Annotated in this window: 15 protein-coding genes; 11 read left to right on the top strand and 4 right to left on the bottom strand. The window is 58.4% G+C overall.

The window, feature by feature from the left end; genetic code table 11:
• The first annotated feature begins 2 nt into the window (after positions 1-2).
• The 9 genes from ACVWXF_RS06415 (at position 3) to ACVWXF_RS06375 (ending at position 9643) form a co-directional block, all read left to right on the top strand.
• Positions 3-932 carry an ABC transporter ATP-binding protein gene (locus ACVWXF_RS06415; RefSeq protein ID WP_457388008.1) on the top strand — a complete coding sequence of 310 codons (930 nt, stop codon included), beginning with the start codon at positions 3-5 and terminating at the stop codon, positions 930-932.
• The gene (locus ACVWXF_RS06410; RefSeq protein WP_011433476.1) at positions 919-1593 is read left to right on the top strand and encodes an ABC transporter ATP-binding protein; all 675 of its coding nucleotides are present in this window, start codon (positions 919-921) and stop codon (positions 1591-1593) included. The genes ACVWXF_RS06415 and ACVWXF_RS06410 overlap by 14 nt, the downstream gene beginning before the upstream one ends.
• Before the next feature lie 93 nt (positions 1594-1686).
• Positions 1687-2598: a cell division protein FtsX gene (locus tag ACVWXF_RS06405; protein ID WP_414351209.1), complete on the top strand. Its 912-nt coding sequence runs from the start codon at positions 1687-1689 to the stop codon at positions 2596-2598.
• A gap of 61 nt (positions 2599-2659) precedes the next feature.
• Positions 2660-3262 (top strand): hypothetical protein, encoded by a 603-nt coding sequence (locus ACVWXF_RS06400; RefSeq protein ID WP_238376736.1) that lies wholly within the window; start codon positions 2660-2662, stop codon positions 3260-3262.
• A gap of 57 nt (positions 3263-3319) precedes the next feature.
• Positions 3320-4501: a pyridoxal phosphate-dependent aminotransferase gene (locus ACVWXF_RS06395; RefSeq protein WP_457473952.1), complete on the top strand. Its 1182-nt coding sequence runs from the start codon at positions 3320-3322 to the stop codon at positions 4499-4501.
• A gap of 158 nt (positions 4502-4659) precedes the next feature.
• Complete coding sequence (locus tag ACVWXF_RS06390; protein WP_414351212.1) at positions 4660-5460, top strand: ParA family protein; 801 nt, start codon at positions 4660-4662, stop codon at positions 5458-5460.
• 1 nt (position 5461) lies between these two features.
• A complete protein-coding gene (locus ACVWXF_RS06385) occupies positions 5462-6307 on the top strand; it encodes a hypothetical protein (protein ID WP_457473951.1) in 846 nt (281 codons plus the stop codon).
• 303 nt (positions 6308-6610) lie between these two features.
• Positions 6611-8236, top strand: a complete 1626-nt coding sequence (locus tag ACVWXF_RS06380) for a peptide chain release factor 3 (RefSeq protein ID WP_457406537.1) — start codon at positions 6611-6613, stop codon at positions 8234-8236.
• Between the two features lie 270 nt (positions 8237-8506).
• Positions 8507-9643, top strand: coding sequence for an aminotransferase class V-fold PLP-dependent enzyme (locus tag ACVWXF_RS06375; protein WP_457473967.1), 1137 nt, complete (start codon positions 8507-8509; stop codon positions 9641-9643).
• Between the two features lie 422 nt (positions 9644-10065).
• Here ACVWXF_RS06375 and ACVWXF_RS06370 read toward each other — a convergent pair whose 3' ends face one another.
• A complete protein-coding gene (locus ACVWXF_RS06370; protein WP_457473950.1) occupies positions 10066-11160 on the bottom strand; it encodes a hypothetical protein in 1095 nt (364 codons plus the stop codon).
• A gap of 207 nt (positions 11161-11367) precedes the next feature.
• Between ACVWXF_RS06370 and ACVWXF_RS06365 the strand changes: the two genes are divergently transcribed.
• Positions 11368-12561 (top strand): RNA-guided endonuclease InsQ/TnpB family protein, encoded by a 1194-nt coding sequence (locus ACVWXF_RS06365; protein ID WP_457473949.1) that lies wholly within the window; start codon positions 11368-11370, stop codon positions 12559-12561.
• Here ACVWXF_RS06365 and ACVWXF_RS06360 read toward each other — a convergent pair.
• Together ACVWXF_RS06360 and ACVWXF_RS06355 are read right to left on the bottom strand one after the other, a co-directional pair.
• Positions 12533-14512, bottom strand: coding sequence for an acetate--CoA ligase family protein (locus ACVWXF_RS06360; RefSeq protein ID WP_457473948.1), 1980 nt, complete (start codon positions 14510-14512; stop codon positions 12533-12535). The genes ACVWXF_RS06365 and ACVWXF_RS06360 overlap by 29 nt on opposite strands.
• A gap of 496 nt (positions 14513-15008) precedes the next feature.
• The gene (locus ACVWXF_RS06355; protein ID WP_011429585.1) at positions 15009-15158 is read right to left on the bottom strand and encodes a hypothetical protein; all 150 of its coding nucleotides are present in this window, start codon (positions 15156-15158) and stop codon (positions 15009-15011) included.
• 134 nt (positions 15159-15292) lie between these two features.
• On the opposite strand from ACVWXF_RS06355, the gene ACVWXF_RS06350 reads away from it, so the two are divergent.
• Positions 15293-16516: an Era-like GTP-binding protein gene (locus ACVWXF_RS06350; RefSeq protein ID WP_457473947.1), complete on the top strand. Its 1224-nt coding sequence runs from the start codon at positions 15293-15295 to the stop codon at positions 16514-16516.
• Here ACVWXF_RS06350 and lipA read toward each other — a convergent pair.
• Positions 16513-17367, bottom strand: a complete 855-nt coding sequence (lipA, locus tag ACVWXF_RS06345; RefSeq protein WP_457473946.1) for a lipoyl synthase — start codon at positions 17365-17367, stop codon at positions 16513-16515. The genes ACVWXF_RS06350 and lipA overlap by 4 nt on opposite strands.
• Positions 17368-17525 lie beyond the last annotated feature (158 nt).

Below are 17525 nucleotides of genomic sequence, written 5' to 3'. Positions count from 1 at the left end.
AAATGTTGGTGGTCTCCGGCCTAAACATTAGGTTCAGCCGATACGAGCGGGGGCTGCGCCGCCGCTACCTTCAGGTGATTACAGATCTGGATCTGGAGGTTAAGGCAGGGGAGGTGGTGGCAGTGGTGGGGGCCAGCGGATCGGGCAAAAGTTTGCTGGCCCATGCCCTCTTGGGTCTTTTGCCAGAGAACGCTACCCTGCGCGGTACTCTCCTATTTCAGGGGCAGCCCTTGACCCCTGAGCGGTGTAGGCAACTGCGCGGCAAGGCCATTGCTCTCATCCCCCAGTCTGTGGACTACCTGGATCCCCTCATGCAAGTAGGATCCCAGGTACAGCGGGTAGCTCGGCTCAGCGGTGCCTCCCAAGGCGAGGCCCGTAGAGCAGTGAGCCGCATCTTTGCCCGCTATAGCTTGCCGCCGGGAACAGAGGGCCTCTACCCTTTCCAGCTCTCCGGAGGCATGGCACGGCGGGTGCTGGTATCGACGGCGGCAGTTAGCAGAGCCAAGCTGGTGATAGCCGACGAGCCTACGCCAGGCTTGGACGCGGAGGTGGTGGCTGAGACCCTTGCCCATCTGCGGGAGCTGGCCCAGGAGGGCCGAGGCGTTATGTTGATTACACACGATATTCAGGCGGCGTTGTCGGTGGCAGATCGAGTGGCAGTCTTCTATGCGGGCACTACAGTCGAGTTGGCCTCGGCTCAGGATTTCGAAAGGGGAAACTTGCGCCACCCCTACACTCAAGCTCTGTGGCGATCCCTGCCCCAAAATGAGTTTGCTCCCCTGCCGGGCAACCAGCCTGACCCTGAGGCACTGCCTGCGGGTTGTTTGTTTGGGGATCGCTGCCCCTGGGCAAGTGAAATCTGTCGAGCTGAGCGTCCGCCCCTGCGGGCGGTTGGAGGAGGGTGGGTGAGGTGTATCCATGCTCAAGGGTGAGCATCTCTGGTTTCGCTATGGACGGCATCTGCCTTGGGTGGTGCAAGATCAGACCCTTCAAGTAGAACTTGGGGAAGTCGTAGGGCTGATGGCTCCCTCTGGTTTTGGCAAAACTACTCTGGCCAAGTTGCTGGCGGGCTACCTTACCCCCAGCCAAGGTCGGGTGAGTGTGACAGGGCAGCCTTTGCCTCGGCGAGGGTACTGCCCAGTGCAGCTTGTCTTTCAACATCCAGAGCAGGCCGTTAACCCCCACTGGCGCATAGCTCAGGTCTTGCGGGAAGGGCCTCCTCCCCAGCCAGAGGTTCTCCACACCTTAGGCATTTCCCCCAGTTGGCTCAACCGCTATCCCCATGAGCTAAGCGGGGGAGAATTGCAGCGGGTTGTCATCGCCCGGGTTCTCAACCCACAAACTCGCTATTTGATTGCAGATGAGATGACAGCCATGCTCGACGCCAATACCCAAGCCCTGATCTGGCAAGCTGTCTTGGCCTATGGGCGGGCACATCAGATGGGGCTTTTGGTCATCAGTCATGATCGCTTTCTCCTGGAACGGCTCTGCAGCCGCTACGTCATCATGACCAGCCATGACCCCTATCTGGTGGAGCGGGCCGGCCACCGGGTGGTGCGCATGGAGGGAGGGCGCCTGTATGATCTGCGCTGAGGGCTGCCGGGATCCCTATTTTGCTCTCCACAGGCTCTGTTGAGCTCCAGGGGGCAAGGGTCTGAGCCCATTGATTGTTGGATGGAGAACAGCATGCAATCTCTCTCCCGATTTCTCAATAAAATCCGCTATCTCCTACAGGAGACTTTTTTGGGGTTGCGGCGGGGGGGCTGGCTGAACTGGGCCGCTGTGAGCACCCTGCTGGTGTTGCTGTTCTTGGTGGGGATCGGCGTTGAGCTGTCCTGGGGCCTGGATGCCACGGTGCAGTCGCTGGGAGGACAACTGGAGATCTCCGTCTACCTGGAGCCGGAACGGCAGGGGGTGGAGCTGCAACCTCAGGTCGCCCAACTGCCTCATGTGGCCGAGGTGAAGGTCATCACCAAAGACCAGGCTTGGCGCAACCTTTTGCTGGAAATGGGGATCCAAGACGAGGCGGCCATGGAAACCCAGTTGGGGGAGAACCCCTTGGTGGATGCTCTGCGGGTTAAGGCGGATTCCACCGAAGCCTTGGGGGAAGTGGCGGAGCAGATTCGCCAACTGGAAGGGGTGGATGAGGTGTACTACGGCGACCGCATTGTGGAGCAACTGGCCCAGCTCCAGGACATGCTACGGCTGGGATCCCTGACCATTACCGGCGTGTTGGCCCTGACAGCGGTGGCGGTCATCACCACCACCATTCGCCTCATCGTCATGGCGCGGCGGCGGGAGATCGAGGTGATGCAATTGGTGGGGGCGACGGCAGCCTGGATTTACTTGCCCTTTATTTTGCAAGGGTGCCTGTTTGGGGTGATCAGCGCAGTGGGAGCTTGGGGATTGATCTTGGGATCCCAGCAGTTGCTGCAGGAGCTGCTGGAGCAGTTGATTGCCTTGCCCTTCCTCAAGGTGATGCAGGCAGATCGCAGCCAACTGGAGTTTTGGCTCTTGCCGTCGATGTTGTTGGGGATGGGGGTTTTTCTGGGCACCACCAGCAGCTTGATCGCGGTGCGCAAGTCGGCAGGGCGATGAGCTGGAGGCGATGCTGAGGAAAGCCCTGGATATTCCAATCTGAGGATCGCCATAGGATAAGATGATGGACTCTACTTCCCTGGCTTTCCAAGATCTGGCCGCCATGAACCCATTGCCTCCTCCCGCCCACCCCTACCAGTTCCGCGCTTTGGGCCTGATTAAGGGATCCCTGAAATCGATCCCCAAGACTTATGCGCAGGCAACCTTGGTTGCCTCTGACGGAGCAGAATATCCGGCTACCCCCGGACGCGCCGAGCTTCTCGGCCCCTTCGAGCACTGCATCAAGAGCGGCCATACCTACTGGTACTACGTGCAGCCGCAGCCGCGTTCAGGGGGGGCTTTGGGCTTGAGCATCATCCGCATCCTGGCCCTGCCGGAAGAGGAGCAAGACCCAGAGTGGGAAGAAGAACCGTTTTTGCCTGCCCCTGAGGACACAGAGGAAGGCTTTAACATCCGCGGCATTGTCGAGCCCCACGATGGCTTTGTTGAGGTGACTGTGCGGCGCAAGCCCCAGGGAACCAAGCAATTTGCTCCTCTGCAATTGCGCTTGGAAGGGTTCTTGCCCGGAGCTGTGGCGGGCGAGTTTTGGGATCTGTTGGCAGAGCGAGAGGGCAACAAACTGCTGTTGGTGGATGGTACCCGCCTGTTGACCGCAGTAGCCTAGCTGTCTAGATTGGCCCTGCTTGAGAACCTTAAAATAAACCAAAGAGCTTCCCAACCGATGGTGTCTGCTGGCTTGTCCCAACGGGTCGCCCATCTATCCCCTTCCCCCACGTTGTCCATTTCGGCTCTGGCTAAAGCCATGCAGGCAGAGGGGCTGGATGTGTGTAGCTTGAGCGCGGGCGAGCCGGATTTCGATACGCCTGACCACATTCGGGCCGCGGCCATCCGTGCTCTGGAAGAGGGCAAAACCCGTTACGGCCCCACCGCTGGGATCCCCGCCCTTCGCCAAGCAGTGGCCGATAAGCTGCGGCAGGAAAACGGCCTGGAGTTCAGCCACGACCAAATCCTGATCAGCAACGGCGGCAAGCAAACCCTGTTTAACCTGGCCATGGTGCTGCTGGATCCCGGCGATGAAGTGATCCTGCCTGTTCCCTACTGGGTCAGCTACCCCGAAATTGCGGCTTTGGCAGGGGCAAAGGTTGTGCGGGTGCAGACGGAAGAGGCCCAGGGGTTCAAGCTCACCGCCGCCCAACTGCGACAGGCCCTCACCCCCCGCAGCAAGCTGCTGATTCTCAACTCACCGGCCAACCCTACCGGAGCCGTTTACCACCGGCACGAGCTGGCAGCTCTGGCAGAGGTGATCCTCTCGGCTCCCAACCTGTACGTGATCTGCGACGAGATCTACGAAAAGCTGGTCTACGGACAAGCCCGCCACATCAGCCTGGGATCCCTTTGCCCTGACTTGATGCCGCGCCTGATTCTCAGCAGTGGCTTCGCCAAAGCTTACGCCATGACCGGCTGGCGGGTGGGCTACTTGGCCGGGCCCAAGCCCATCATTGAGGCGGCCATCAACCTGCAAAGCCACAGCACCTCCAATGTCTGCACCTTCGCCCAGTACGGTGCTCTGGAAGCCCTGACCAGCCCCCTATCGGCAGCGGCTGTGGAAAAAATGCGCCAAGAATTCTGGCAGCGGCGAGATCTGATGCTGGACGGGATCCGCACCTTGCCGGGGGTGACTTGCCCGGAGCCGGAGGGCGCATTTTATGTGTTTGTCAACATCGGCCAAACCGGGTTAAGTTCGGTGGAGTTTTGCCGGCAGCTGCTCAAGGAACACCACGTGGCTGCTGTGCCGGGGGTAGCCTTTGGGGCAGATTCCTACATTCGCCTTTCCTACGCTGCCGACCGCACCACCCTCGAAAAAGGGCTGCAGCGGCTGCACCGGTTTGTGTCTTCCCTCTGAGAATTCAATCCGAGGATCGAAAAGAACTGAGGAAGCTCAGCTCCCAGCGGCTGGATCCCTGTAGGCCATTCCCAGCGGCGAGGTCCCTATCTGAAGTGTGAACACCATTGCTTAACCCTAGCTATAGTGTTAGGGGATGGGCTACGAGGGGATAACTCATGTCTGGCAGAACGGCGCTTGTCATCACCGTTGCCTGTTTGAGTGGGGGATCCGGAAAGACCACAGCCGCCCTCAACTTGGCCATCATGCTGGCCGAGCATGGCAAGACGCTGGCTGTTGACTTTGACCCACAGGGCAACCTGAGCCAGTGGATGGGCTGGACGGATCTGTCGGAGTCGGCCACCATTGCCGAGACGATTTTGCCGGGGGCGGATCGGGTTCACATTCGGGAGATTATCCGTCCGCCGTTGAATGAGGATCGCCAGGAGCGGCTGTGGTTGGCCCCCAGCGATTACAGTCTCTCGCGGGCCATGGATGCGATCGTGATGGAGCCGGGGCGGGAGCTGTTTTTGAAGCGGGCTTTGCGACCGATTTTGCCGGAGTATGACTTTTTGGTCATCGACAGCCCCCCCTCGAAAGGGTTGCTCACCTACAACAGCATTCTCAGCGCCGATCTGCTGGTGGTGCCGACGGAATGTACCCAAAAGGGGGTGATGGGGGCCCTAAGTACCCTGGTGCTGTTGAAAGAATTGGAAGAGCTGGATTTTCATGTGCCCAAGTTTTTGGGGGTGCTCCCCACACGGGAACAATGGGTGGGCAACAACCGCACCAAAATGTCGCGGGCCGCGGTGGAAGCCTTGGCGGAAATGATGCAAGGGATCCCCATTTTCACGCCGGTGCGGCAAAGTACAGTGGTGCAGCAAACCAACAGCATGGGCTGGTCGTTGGCGGAGGCAGGGGAAGATCTCCTGGCCCAACCTTATCGCGAGATCCTCAAGGCTGTGCTGGAGGCCCGCTAACATGGCTACTGCCAAGAAGCCTCCCAAAAAAAAATTGCCCACCGGCCCCACCAAGGCAGATCTGCTCTCGCGCATGGGGGTGAATAAGCAGCCAGAGCCGATGGAACCTGCACCTACGGCTGCCGATGGCGTTGAGGCTCCGCACCGTCCAGAGGACAACAGGGGGACGGATTCCCTGGATCTGCCTCACCCTGCGGCATTAGATGTTGAGCCCGATCCATCTGCCGCCGCCTCGTCCCCTCTGTGCCAGGTTGCCACAACCCCACCAGAGGCAGGACGGATGCCTCTCCTGGCCAGTGTGCTCTCCCCACCTGAAGCTCTTTCTCAGGATAGGGATCTTGGTGCCGATCCCTTGTCCAGCTTGTTGCCCGCTCCGGTCGAGGTGGAAAGGGTTGTCTCCCCACCCCAGGTCAGTCTGGCCAAATGGGCCAATACTTCGCTGCCAACTGAAAAGCCAGCCGAGCTTTTGCCCCCTGCTACTGCTTGCACCGACAATGGGGTTCGCCGCAATGGCACCCCCAATGGGCAGGGTGCCCAGTCGGATCCCCGCGAGGCTCTGGATGCACAACTGGGCCTGCAAAAGCTTACCCTCAAATGGTCTGCCGAGAGGGTGGAAAAGCTGGGATCCCTGGAAAGCGCCACCGGGCTACCGGGCGAGATTTTGCTGGAAGTCCTGCTGGATCATTGGGAACAATTGCCCAAGCCCTTGCAGCAAGATTGCCTCCTGCAAGCCCACCGCATTCGCGTCGAGCGGCTGGTGATCAGCCAAAACTTCACCATTGCCACGATTGAGCAACTGCTCTTCACGTCAGCGTTGCGCAACAACAACGAGCAGCATCTGCTTTGAGTTCTGGCCGGTTGGCCTGGGAAATTCCCCCTCAAGATCTCCGCCAGTATGCCAGACAACAGGGATCCCTGTTCCTGTGCTAGGGTCAAAATGGTTCTGTTGGCTTTTCGCGCTTTTCGGCCTGTGCTCTCTCCCCCTCGCTACCTGGCGGCAACCCAAGCCCATTATCATCAAGTGCATTATTCACCCTACTTCTCACTTTTGTTTTTCTATCTTCTCCCTATTTCTCCCATCGTTTAGGGGACAGCATTGCAACGTCATCTTCTTTAAAACGACCAGGTTGTAGTGGAGCGGCAACAGTTGATGAAAGAACTTGATTTGGCCAAAGCTGTAGAGCAACGGCGCACCTTTGCCATTATTTCCCATCCCGATGCGGGGAAGACCACCCTCACCGAAAAGCTGCTGTTGTACGGGGGGGCCATTCAAGAAGCGGGAGCTGTGAAGGCCCGTCGGGCGCAAAAGCGGGCCACTTCCGACTGGATGGAACTGGAAAAGCAGCGGGGTATTTCCATCACCTCTACCGTCCTGCAATTTGATTACCGCAACATTCGTCTCAATCTGCTGGATACTCCCGGCCACCAGGACTTCAGCGAAGACACCTATCGCACCCTGGCAGCGGCTGACAATGCCGTGATGCTGGAAGATGCCGGCAAAGGGTTGGAAACCCAGACCCGCAAGCTGTTTGAAGTGTGTCAGATGCGGGGGCTGCCGATTTTTACCTTTATCAACAAGATGGATCGCCCAAGTCGGGATCCCTTGGAGCTGATGGATGAAATTGAGACGGAACTGGGCCTCAAGCCCTATCCTGTCAACTGGCCGATTGGCTCAGGCGAGCGGTTTACTGCCCTATTTGACCGTCGGACTCAGGAGTTTCATTTCTTTGAGCGGGTATCTGGGGGGCGGCTAAAAGTTCAAGATACCGTCATTAAACTTGGGGATCCGCAAATTGAGGAGTTGATCGACAAGGACTTGTATTACCAATTCAAGGAAGAGCTGGAACTGCTGGATGGTCTCATGCCCACCTTGGATCTAAAACAGGTGCATTCTGGCAAACAAACCCCGGTCTTTTTCGGCAGTGCCATGACCAATTTTGGGGTGGAGCTTTTCCTCAATGCATTTTTGGAGTATTCCTTACCGCCAATGCCTCACGAGAGCACTGCCGGACTGATCCCGCCCGAACATCCTGAGTTTACGGGCTTCGTCTTTAAACTGCAGGCCAACATGGATCCCCGCCATCGGGATCGCGTTGCTTTTGTGCGCATCTGTTCCGGCAAGTTTGAGAAGGATATGGTGGTCAACCATGCCCGACTCAATCGTCCCATTCGCCTATCTTATCCCCAGAAGTTGTTTGCTCAAGAGCGCATCTCCATCGATGAAGCTTACCCTGGGGATGTGATCGGCCTGAATAATCCCGGCATCTTCACCATTGGGGATACCATCTACACCGGCCCGAAGCTGCGCTACGCCGGGATCCCTAGCTTTTCTCCTGAGCTGTTTGCCTACTTGAAGAATCCCAATCCTTCCAAATTTAAGCAGTTCCAGAAAGGGGTAGCGGAACTGCGGGAAGAAGGGGCTGTACAAATCATGTACTCTATCGACGATTCCAAACGGGATCCGATTGTGGCAGCGGTGGGCCAGTTGCAGTTTGAGGTTTTGCAGTATCGCCTTGAAAGTGAATACAACGTCGAAACCCGACTGGAGATGTTGCCCTACACACTGGCTCGCTGGGTCGAGAATGGCTGGAAGGCGCTGGAGAACATCCCCAGCTTGTTTAACACCCTAGTTGTTAAAGACATTCAAGACAGGCCCGTTCTTCTGTTTAAGAACGAGTGGACTTTACAGCAATTTGCTGCCAGCAACCCCAAAATCAAGCTCAGCAAAATTGCCCCTATCTCGGATCTCGGCCCAGAATTGGGTGACGGCCAATAGATCAACCTAAGAGAATCCGTCTCAAAGAGCCTTAGGTTCTGACATTCAGTCGAGATGCCATTGGTCTCCACATCAGCGGTGTTGATAGGTGTTGATATCTTCGGATTTCTGAGCAAACCCCTCACACAGATCGCAGCAATTCCCCCATCTTTTTCCTGCATCGTCCAGGGACAGAGGGAGTGAACCATGCCTTTCTTCTCCAACCTGGGATCCGATTCTCCCCACTTTGGCGCTGCCCTCAGTGCTTGTGCGCCACTTTGCGAACGCTCCTTGTGGGGACTGGATCCGCAAGCCGTTTTTTTGAATCACGGCTCCTACGGCGCGACCCCGAAAAAGGTGTTGCAGGCCCAGAGTGTATGGCGGGAACGCCTTGAGGCTCAGCCGGTGCAGTTTATGGGAGAGGAACTTCCTCGAGCCTTGCGGGCGGCGGCAGCAGAACTGGCCCATTTCGTCGGGGCCGAACCCGAAAATTTGGTGTTTGTGGAAAATGCCACCAGCGGGGTCAATGCCGTTTTGCGCTCGCTGCGGTTCCGGCCAGAGGATCAGATCGCCTGCACCAATCACGGTTACGGGGCCGTTCGTCAGGCATTGCAGTACATCTGTGCCCAGTGGGGAGCCATCCCAGTTGAGGCGCAGATCCCTTTCCCCATTGCGGGGCCAGAGCAGGTTATCGCGGCCTTCGAGGCCATCCTCACTCCCCAAACTCGCCTGGCGGTGTTGGATCACCTCACCTCGCCTACGGCTCTGATCTACCCCCTGCCTGAGCTGATCGGCCTCTGTCGGGAGCGCGGGATCCCGGTTTTGGTGGATGGCGCCCATGCCCCTGGGGTTCTCCCCTTGGAGTTGGAAAGGCTGGGGGCCGATTGGTACACCGGCAATGCCCACAAGTGGCTGTTTGCCCCGAAAGGCTGTGCCTTTTTGTGGGTGGCCCCCTATCGACAGGCCCAAACTCATCCTACGGTGATCTCCCACGGCTATGGGCAAGGGTTCACAGCGGAGTTCGACTGGGTGGGCACACGGGATCCCAGCGCTTGGTTGGCCATTTCAGCAGCCCTGGCGTTTATCCAAGGGGTGGGACTGGACAACATCCGTCAGCACAACCACACTCTGCTGCTGCAGGCGCGGCAGTTGCTCTTGGAGGCTCTTGAGGGGATCCCGCCCGCCCCCGAAAAGATGTTGGGCTTTATGGCCACCCTACCCTTGCCGCCATTTTGGCAGCAGTGGATCCCTGAGCTTCCTCTTGAGGAGCGCGCCCGTCGGCTTCACGATTACCTCTGGTACAAGTACCGCATTGAGGTTCCGATCATCCCCTTCGCCGGGCAGCTTTGGGTACGCATCTCGGCCCAGGTCTACAACCGTTTGGCAGAGTACGAACAGTTGGCGCTGGCCTTGCAGCATCTGCCCTGAGGTTTTGTCGGTTGAGCCGCTTTCACGACATTGCAAGTATAGTTGCTTCGCACACCAGTAAAACGATTCCAGATCTATGGTCAATTCAGTTGAGGATGAGATGACGTTACAGGTAGGATGGCATGCCAGTAGACCTCAGAAAGAAGCCTTGACCTGAGAGAGAGTCGTAGGGCATGTCCAGGAAGGGAGCAGACCCACAGACGTACAAAGCCGGTCATACAGCGGAAGGGAAGGGTATGGGAGTCGGTAAAAGCAGCGCGGAACGCTTGGGGAGCGTCTCAATCTAGTTTGAAGCGACCGCAGTGCTTTCAAGAGGGCAAGGATGCATGCAGATGGAGGAACTTCTGTTGATGAAGTGACAAGGCCTGCTTTTGCGAGTCGGACTATTCTACTGGCCAGTGTCTCATTGCTATTTGAATTGACTATCTGAAAAAGTCAGAAAACGTATCCCGCAGATCCGAAAGCCGATCGTTGAAGCAGGTAAGCCGATCCCCTACAGAGTTCACCAGCGTCAGATCTGCCCGACCGGTTGCCCCTTCGGATCCCAGTAGAGGAACGCTCATGCGGCTGGGATCCGTGGGATTCTGGGAAACGCGGATGACGGCTCGATCGCGGTTCAATTGATAAGCCTCGGCCACATAGCGGATGGGCTCGCTCAAGGTGGGATCCACCGGCAGCCCTGGGGCCGGCAGGAGATCCACCAGCTCGGTGAACGTGCCACTCCGCAGGCCCACCACGGCAGCAGCTCCCAACTGGTTACAAATGGCAATGAGAACCGGCTCTTGGGCAGTGGCGGTGAGGTTGGCCAAGGTAACCGTGACCGTGGCGCGGCTGGCTGCCGGCGGGTAGGTGACCTCAAAGGTGCGGGCAAAGGCATTGCCCAGCTCGTCGCGGGCGCGAAAGCGAAGCTGCCCGGTGTAGGGCAGGATGGAAGAAAAGTAGATGCCAAAGCGGTCGCTGGGACTCCGTCCGGGGATATTGGCCTGTCCGGGGACATAGGCAAGGGCAGCCCGGCTTTGCCACTGATTGGGCGGGGTGTAGGGCAGCAGCGGGCCACTGGTGAAGTTGGGGGGTTCTTTGGGGGGCAGATCCGGCTGGCCATCTCTGTTCAGATCCAGCCCATTGCCCAAGAAGGCCACCGAGCGCTGTAAGAGAATAGGACGGTTTTGGTTATCCAAAAGGGGATTCCGCCTTTCTGCCAGCCCGGCATTGTCCACATAGACATTAAGGGGGCGATTTAGGATTTGGTTATCCCGCTGCCGCCGCATGTTGAACTGTAGGTAGGGCCCCACTGCGCCCGCTGCCGGGGATCCCCCTGTAATTTCAAAATCATCTGCCCGCAGAAAGACATTTTCCAGTGGGCCCAGGGGAGTTGTTCCCTCGCCGCAACCGACCAAGCTGAGCGCCAAGAGCGCCAAAGTTATATAAGCTACAGCAGGGCAACCTTTTGCGGTGGGGGAATCCGAGCCCCCACAAGTCGGCAGCAGGGGCCGGCAGGCATGCTTTGGCTTCAGCATTCATCTCCTCTCCACAACAGACACCTTGGCGAGGGTTAAACCCAACCGGACTGAGTTGAGGATGGGCGGGGATCCCTCTGCACTCATCGGATTCGCCTGAACCACTATACCGTGAGCCTCGGTTCAGCTAGAAATCGCAGGAGCCCCGCACTGTACCCGTAGGGTCAGTGCCGGGAGGAATGCGCTTTGATGAAGTACAATGAACTTATGAGCCAAGTCCTGACCGTCTCCTGTAAGCTCAAGGCGTCCCAGTCGCAAGCCGCCAAATTGGACGCGACGATGGAGGCTTTTGGCCAAGCCTTGAACTGGGTCAACCAGAACACGCCGGAGAAGATCGTCAACGCGGTCAAACTGCAATCCCTTTGCTACTACGAGATTCGAGCCCGGTTCGGCTTGTCTAGCAACTTGGCTCAACAGGTGTGCAGACGGGTGGCAGGCGCTCGCAAAGTGGCGAGACAGCGCAACCGTCCGGTTAAAGAGTTCAAGCGTAGGTTCGTTACCTACGACGCACGTATCTTTTCATTCCGCGAGAAAGACTGGACGGTGTCGCTGACCACGGTGGAAGGGAGAGAACGCTTTGAGCTAGCCATTGGTAACTACCAGAGGGGAATGCTGGCTGGCTCTAACCCCAAATCGGCCACCCTAGTCCAGCGGAAGGACGGCGCCTACTACATCCAGATTTGCGTAGAGAAAAAACCACCCAAGCAACAAGATACCGACAAGGTGATCGGGGTGGACTTTGGAAGGACAGATATTGCCCATACGTCAGAGGGGGACAACTGGAATGGACAGCAGTTGAACAAAGTCCGAGACCACTACTCCCGGTTGAGGGCGGTACTCCAACGCAAAGCCAGTAAGGGCACACGCAGTTCGCGGCGCAGATGCAGAGAACTGTTGCAACGGCTGTCTGGCAAGGAGAGACGCTTTCAGGCGTGGGTCAATCATCGCATCTCCAAAGCTATTGTCTCTAGGGCAAAGGCGACAAACAGCGCTATTGCTCTGGAAGACTTGACAGGGATTCGGGAAAGGGTCAATCAACAACCCCGCAGCAAAGCCGAAAGGCGTAGGACCAACAGTTGGGCGTTCTACCAACTACGCCAGTTTCTGGAATACAAGGCGAGGGTTGCAGGGGTTTCTCTGATTCTTGTGCCGCCCGCCTACACGTCGCAGACCTGCCACAAGTGTTTGCATATCCATCCCGATCCTGCGCAATCCTACCGCAGTGGCAAGTCGTTCAAGTGTGGGCACTGTGGATGGGAAGGGGATGCGGATTTGAATGGTGCGAATGTGATTGCGCTCTTGGGGGCTGTCGTAAACCAGCCTAGAGGTCCGGGCTTGTTTTGTTCTCTGGTAGAGCAGAGCAGGCTCAGGGCTACTGAAAGCCCGCTCCGTACCGCTTAGCGGTCGGAGCCGGGTAGTTTACCATCTGGCTAATGGTTCTGCAGATGATCCGCAGGGTCATGGAGCGCAGCAGGATCCCCATCTGAAGGTCTGTCCCCGGCAATTCAAATCGCTCCGCCTGGCCCGCCACCGTCAAAGTTAGGGTGGATCCCCGCTGCAGGAAGAGGGCGCCGCCGGGGTTGAGATCCCGTTTCAGGGTTTGCAGCTCTTGATCGGAGGGATCCCGCAGCACCACCAGATCGCTGCCTTCGTAGGCCAAGCCCTCCCGCTCCAGGGTCTCTTCGTCGGCTTCCGCCAAAAGCAGATCCAGTTGGGGATGGCGCAGCAGGGTTTTCACCTGGCGAAAGAGGCTGCCCTGCAGGGGTCTAGAGCTGTGGTTTAGCAGCACGCCCTCCCGACAGACGGATCCCACACATGCGTTGGGGCGGTGGGACAAAATATGCTCCACCAAGGTGTGCGCCTCCGCCAAGGTGAGGCGGTTAAAGGTCAAAATCGGGATGCGGGCCGTCTTGGGAAACAGATGGTCGAGGATTGCCCCCGGCACATCCACTCCCGCGCCAATGGCAGGTTTTTGGTGCATGAGCACACCTGGCGCAGCATTGATCTCGATGATCCCCAGGGATCCCTCCTTCCAGGAGCGCTCCAGGCTGGGGGCAATGACATCGATGCCCAAGCACACCAGCGAGAACTGCTGGGCAATGGTTTGGGCCAAAACCACGTTGTCGGGATGGACGGTGGCCGTGACATCGCGGCTCACTCCTCCCGCCGAGAGATTGGATACCTTGCGCAGATAGACCGTCCGCCCCGGTTCCAGCACACTGTCCACCGTCAAGCCTTGCTCTGCCAGAAAGCGCTCCATTGCCTCATCCCATTGGATCGGCCCCAGGGGAGAAGTGGGGGTATCCCAACGGACGGGATCCCGGTTGGCCTGCTCGATGAGCTGCCCGATGGTGCTTTGGCCATCTCCCGTCACTGAGGCGGGGCGTCGTTCCGTGGCCGCCACAAAGCGGCCTCCCACACACAACAGGCGAAAATCGGTGCCCTGCAGATGCTTTTCCAGGATCAGCCGGATGGGCTCCTCAGGGGGAAGGGCTGCCACGGCTACCTCGTAGGCAAAGGCCAGTTCTTCTGGGGTTTGAATGCCTGCTGTTACCCCTATCCCCTTGTGGCCGGCCACCGGCTTGAGCACCACCGGATAGCCAATTTCTTGCGCTTGCTGCAAAGCTTCTGCCAAAGAGGCGACCACCTCTCCCTGGGGCACGGGGAACCCTTGCGCCGCCAGAAAGGCTTTGCAATCGTCTTTGCGGGTGGTGAAGTCAGAGTCGAGATGGCTGTCGCAGTGAAAGGTGGTGGCCACCCCTCGCACCTGGTTGCGACCATAGCCATACTGCATCACCCCTTCATCCCATAGGTAGTAGGTAGGGATCCCGCGTTCGTGAGCAGCCCGCAGGAGGGCATAGACCGTTGGCCCACCGTACACTGAGTCGCGAAACAATTGCTGCAGGCGGCGCATCTCCCCTTCAACGTCGAAGGGCTGCCCCTGGGTGATGGCTTCCAGCCAATCCCAAGCAAAATAAACCGCGGCACGAGTGGTACGGCCATGCAAGGTCTGCACCGCGATGCGCACATACTCTGGAAACAGGTGACAGCTCCACTTCTGCAAGTGGAGATCCATCTGCAACCGGTTCACCTCCGTCACCAGCCGGGCAAACAAGTGGGCGTAGGAAGGATAAGATCCCTCCTGCAACTGGGGGAAATGGAAGCAGACCTTGGACAGGTAGACATCAATGGGCAGCGGCTGTGGGCACTGGGTAAGGGCAAAGTCGAAGGTGAAAGCGGCTGTATTGAGATAGGGGTTAGGGCCGAGATAATGCTTCAGGTTGAAAATGTCGAAAACATCCGACTCGCGCGCGTTGATGCGGGGCACGCCCGCCGCCTCCTGTAAAACCATAGCCGGCCTCAAGAGAAGGGAAACAACGACCTCAGCGCGGGGAAAACCCAGCTCTCCCGGCTGGGGCCGCTTCCATTATTCCCGATCCGGCCCCCATCCCCGGCGGCTTGCCCTCGCAGCACAAGGGATCCCAGCTAGCCTTTTGCTGGTCAATTAACAGTTGCCTGACAGGCAACTTGGTAACTTGGAAAACCCTTCCCACCCTCTGATCGGGTTGGGGCTATGGTCATTTCGATTCAAACCAGGACACTGCCCCACAACCCAATGTTGACTGCACACGGCCAAAAGGCTTTTCTCGATGGCTCAGACGTCTCGCCCCAACCTGAAATGACTGGATTTATTATTTCAAGCTGCGGTGAAACTGCTTGCCAACTTTGAGATCCCCTCTCCTCATAATGGGCAAGGGGCTGGGAGTGCTTGCCTGTAGCAGTGCTAGAGGAATGCCTCAGACTTAGACTTGTTCGGAATCACCTAACGATGGGCTTGCCAAGTTGGACTAGCGAAGGGCGCTCAGAAGCACAACATCCATAACCAGCAGCGCCCCGGCAAAGGCCAGCAGGCTGCGCACGATCTGGCGCTCTTGCTTAGAACGATGGGATCCACCCACACGAAGCCATTTCAGAGATTGGGGAAGGCGGTACAGCATAGGAGATTCGGCGGAACCCTAGGGTGATCATGCCCTATTTTGTGGGGTTTGGATTCCCCACGCTGGGGGGGAGAAACGGCTAGCCCTGAGGGGCAATTCCCTCTAGAGTGAGGGTTAGTCCATTGCCCCTGTCTATGACCACTCCCTTGACCCAAGCCGAAACCGTTTTGCAAAGGTGCTGGGATCATTGGCAATCTCTGGCCAGCCGTCGGGATTTACAACCGGAGTTCAGGGCTCTATCCACTTTGCGCAAGCGCCTCACCGCGCGGCTGTTTTCCATTGCGGTGTTTGGGCTGGTCAACCGTGGCAAGTCGGCCGTCCTGAACGCCCTAACCGGCGAGGAGCGATTGAAGGTGGGCCCCCTCAATGGGGTCACTCAGCAGCCCCAATCCCTGCTGTGGCAGCCGGAGCCAGGGATCCCTTGGCGGGTGAGGCTGGTGGATACTCCGGGTTTGAACGAAGTGGAAGGAGAAGCCCGCGAACAGTTGGCCTGGGATGTGGCCCGCTCGGCGGATTTGATCGTGTTTGTCATCGCCACCGACCTGACCCAGTTGGAATACCAAGCTCTCTCGGAGCTGCGCACTCTATACAAGCCCATCCTGCTGGTGTTGAACAAATGCGATCTCTACTCCGAAGCGGAGTTGCAGGCCATTTGTGCCCAGATCAGCCGCCACCTGGGCTGGGTATCGCCACAGGAGATTTTGACCGTGGCCGCCTGCCCAAAACCCCTGAAAGTCCGCACCCACTGGCCGGATGGCCGCATTACTTTGGAATGGGAACGGCCTGCACCCCAAATTGAAGCCTTGCGGGGGCGAATTCTGCAGATTTTGCAAACCGAGGCGGGATCCCTTCTGGCTTTGAATGTGTTGAAGCGGCTGGACCGGGTTCAGGCCCAGATTCTGGAAAAACAGTGGCAGCACCATGCCCCCTTTGTGGAGCAATGGGGCAGGATTTTCGCCCTTGGCAAGGGGATGGGGGTGGGCTTAGCTCCGCTGGGGTTGGATTTGCTGTTGGCCCCGCTGCTGGATGGTCTTTGGCTGCTGGGCTTGGAGATCCGGCTGCACCTGCCCCGGAGGGTCTTGTGGAAGGGGCTGTGGCGACCGCTGCTGCTCAATGGGGCTCTGCTGCTGCTGGCGGAAGGGGTGAGTTCCTGGCTGTGGGGAGACTGGGGCAACGGCCTTTTGCCGGGTCTGGTGGCGGGGATCAGCTTGTACCGCCTGGGATCCCTGGCGCCGCAGGTGCTCAGCCGGTTTGCAGCACAAGCGTTTGGCCTGGAAGCGGGCCTTCGTGCCTTGATCGGACGGGAAAGGTTGGCTATGACAGACTGCACAGCCTCTCTGCCAAGCTCCCTGGCCTAGTTCTCAACCATTTCGGCAGCGTGGTAGGAGCTGCGCACCAATGGCCCCGAGCGCACCTGGCGAAACCCCATCCGACGGGCTATCTGGCCCAGCTCGGCAAACTCTTCCGGAGTCCAGTAGCGTTCCACAGGGCGATGGGCCAAGGAAGGCTGCAGGTATTGCCCCAGAGTCAGACGATCGCATCCCACCGCCAGCAGATCCCGGAAAGTTTCCAGCACTTCTGTGCGGGTTTCCCCATGCCCCAACATCAGTCCAGACTTGGTGGGTAATCCGGGATTCAGCTCCTTGACCGTTCGCAAAACCCGCAAGGACAGGTCATAGCCGGAACTGCGCCGTACTGCCTGGGAGAGCCGTCGCACCGTTTCGATGTTGTGGTTGTAGCAAACAGGCTGGGCAGCCACCACACGGGCAATGCACTCGCGATCCCCGCGAAAGTCGGGGGTGAGCACCTCGATCTGGGTGCCGGGGCAGCGCCGCCGAATTGCCTCGATGACCTCCACAAAGCGACCGGATCCCTGGTCGGGCAGATCGTCGCGGGCCACCGAGGTGAGTACCACATAGCGGAGCCCCAGCAGCTCAACCGCCTCGGCCACTTTCTCCGGCTCTGTGGGATCCAACGGTGCGGGCCGTCCACTGGCCACCTGGCAAAAAGAGCAGGCGCGGGTACAGATCCCTCCCATCAGCAGAAATGTAGCGGTTTTTTGGCTGTAGCACTCGGCTCGATTTGGACAGCGCCCCTCCTCACAAATGGTGTGCAGGCCCCGCTGCTTGATCACCTGCTGCACCGCTGAAGTCTCGCTGGCTTTGCCGATGGAACGCTTGACCCAACTGGGAAGAGGGCTAACCGACATAGGGAGAACCGTTGCGTTAACTGGGTATCGGCAACAAGACTGCGCCCCTCTACAGCCGAAGGATGCAGCGCCTGCTCTGCCATTCTGACATGATGAAGCTCTGGGTTCCGAAAAGGGGAGGCCGAAGTCTTTGGGTCGACGGACTTCTCGGCTCGCAC

The organism is Thermostichus sp. MS-CIW-40, assembly GCF_054058315.1.
This window is presented reverse-complemented; position numbering and strand designations above follow the sequence as displayed.

Bases quoted from the DNA above. Each gene is read 5' to 3' on its own strand.
- ACVWXF_RS06415 (WP_457388008.1), top strand. From the start codon at position 3: ATGTTGGTGGTCTCCGGCCTAAACATTAGGTTCAGCCGATACGAGCGG.
- ACVWXF_RS06410 (WP_011433476.1), top strand. From the start codon at position 919: ATGCTCAAGGGTGAGCATCTCTGGTTTCGCTATGGACGGCATCTGCCT.
- ACVWXF_RS06405 (WP_414351209.1), top strand. From the start codon at position 1,687: ATGCAATCTCTCTCCCGATTTCTCAATAAAATCCGCTATCTCCTACAG.
- ACVWXF_RS06400 (WP_238376736.1), top strand. From the start codon at position 2,660: ATGATGGACTCTACTTCCCTGGCTTTCCAAGATCTGGCCGCCATGAAC.
- ACVWXF_RS06395 (WP_457473952.1), top strand. From the start codon at position 3,320: ATGGTGTCTGCTGGCTTGTCCCAACGGGTCGCCCATCTATCCCCTTCC.
- ACVWXF_RS06390 (WP_414351212.1), top strand. From the start codon at position 4,660: ATGTCTGGCAGAACGGCGCTTGTCATCACCGTTGCCTGTTTGAGTGGG.
- ACVWXF_RS06385 (WP_457473951.1), top strand. From the start codon at position 5,462: ATGGCTACTGCCAAGAAGCCTCCCAAAAAAAAATTGCCCACCGGCCCC.
- ACVWXF_RS06380 (WP_457406537.1), top strand. From the start codon at position 6,611: ATGAAAGAACTTGATTTGGCCAAAGCTGTAGAGCAACGGCGCACCTTT.
- ACVWXF_RS06370 (WP_457473950.1), bottom strand. From the start codon at position 11,160: ATGCTGAAGCCAAAGCATGCCTGCCGGCCCCTGCTGCCGACTTGTGGG.
- ACVWXF_RS06365 (WP_457473949.1), top strand. From the start codon at position 11,368: ATGAGCCAAGTCCTGACCGTCTCCTGTAAGCTCAAGGCGTCCCAGTCG.
- ACVWXF_RS06360 (WP_457473948.1), bottom strand. From the start codon at position 14,512: ATGGTTTTACAGGAGGCGGCGGGCGTGCCCCGCATCAACGCGCGCGAG.
- ACVWXF_RS06355 (WP_011429585.1), bottom strand. From the start codon at position 15,158: ATGCTGTACCGCCTTCCCCAATCTCTGAAATGGCTTCGTGTGGGTGGA.
- ACVWXF_RS06350 (WP_457473947.1), top strand. From the start codon at position 15,293: ATGACCACTCCCTTGACCCAAGCCGAAACCGTTTTGCAAAGGTGCTGG.
- lipA (WP_457473946.1), bottom strand. From the start codon at position 17,367: ATGTCGGTTAGCCCTCTTCCCAGTTGGGTCAAGCGTTCCATCGGCAAA.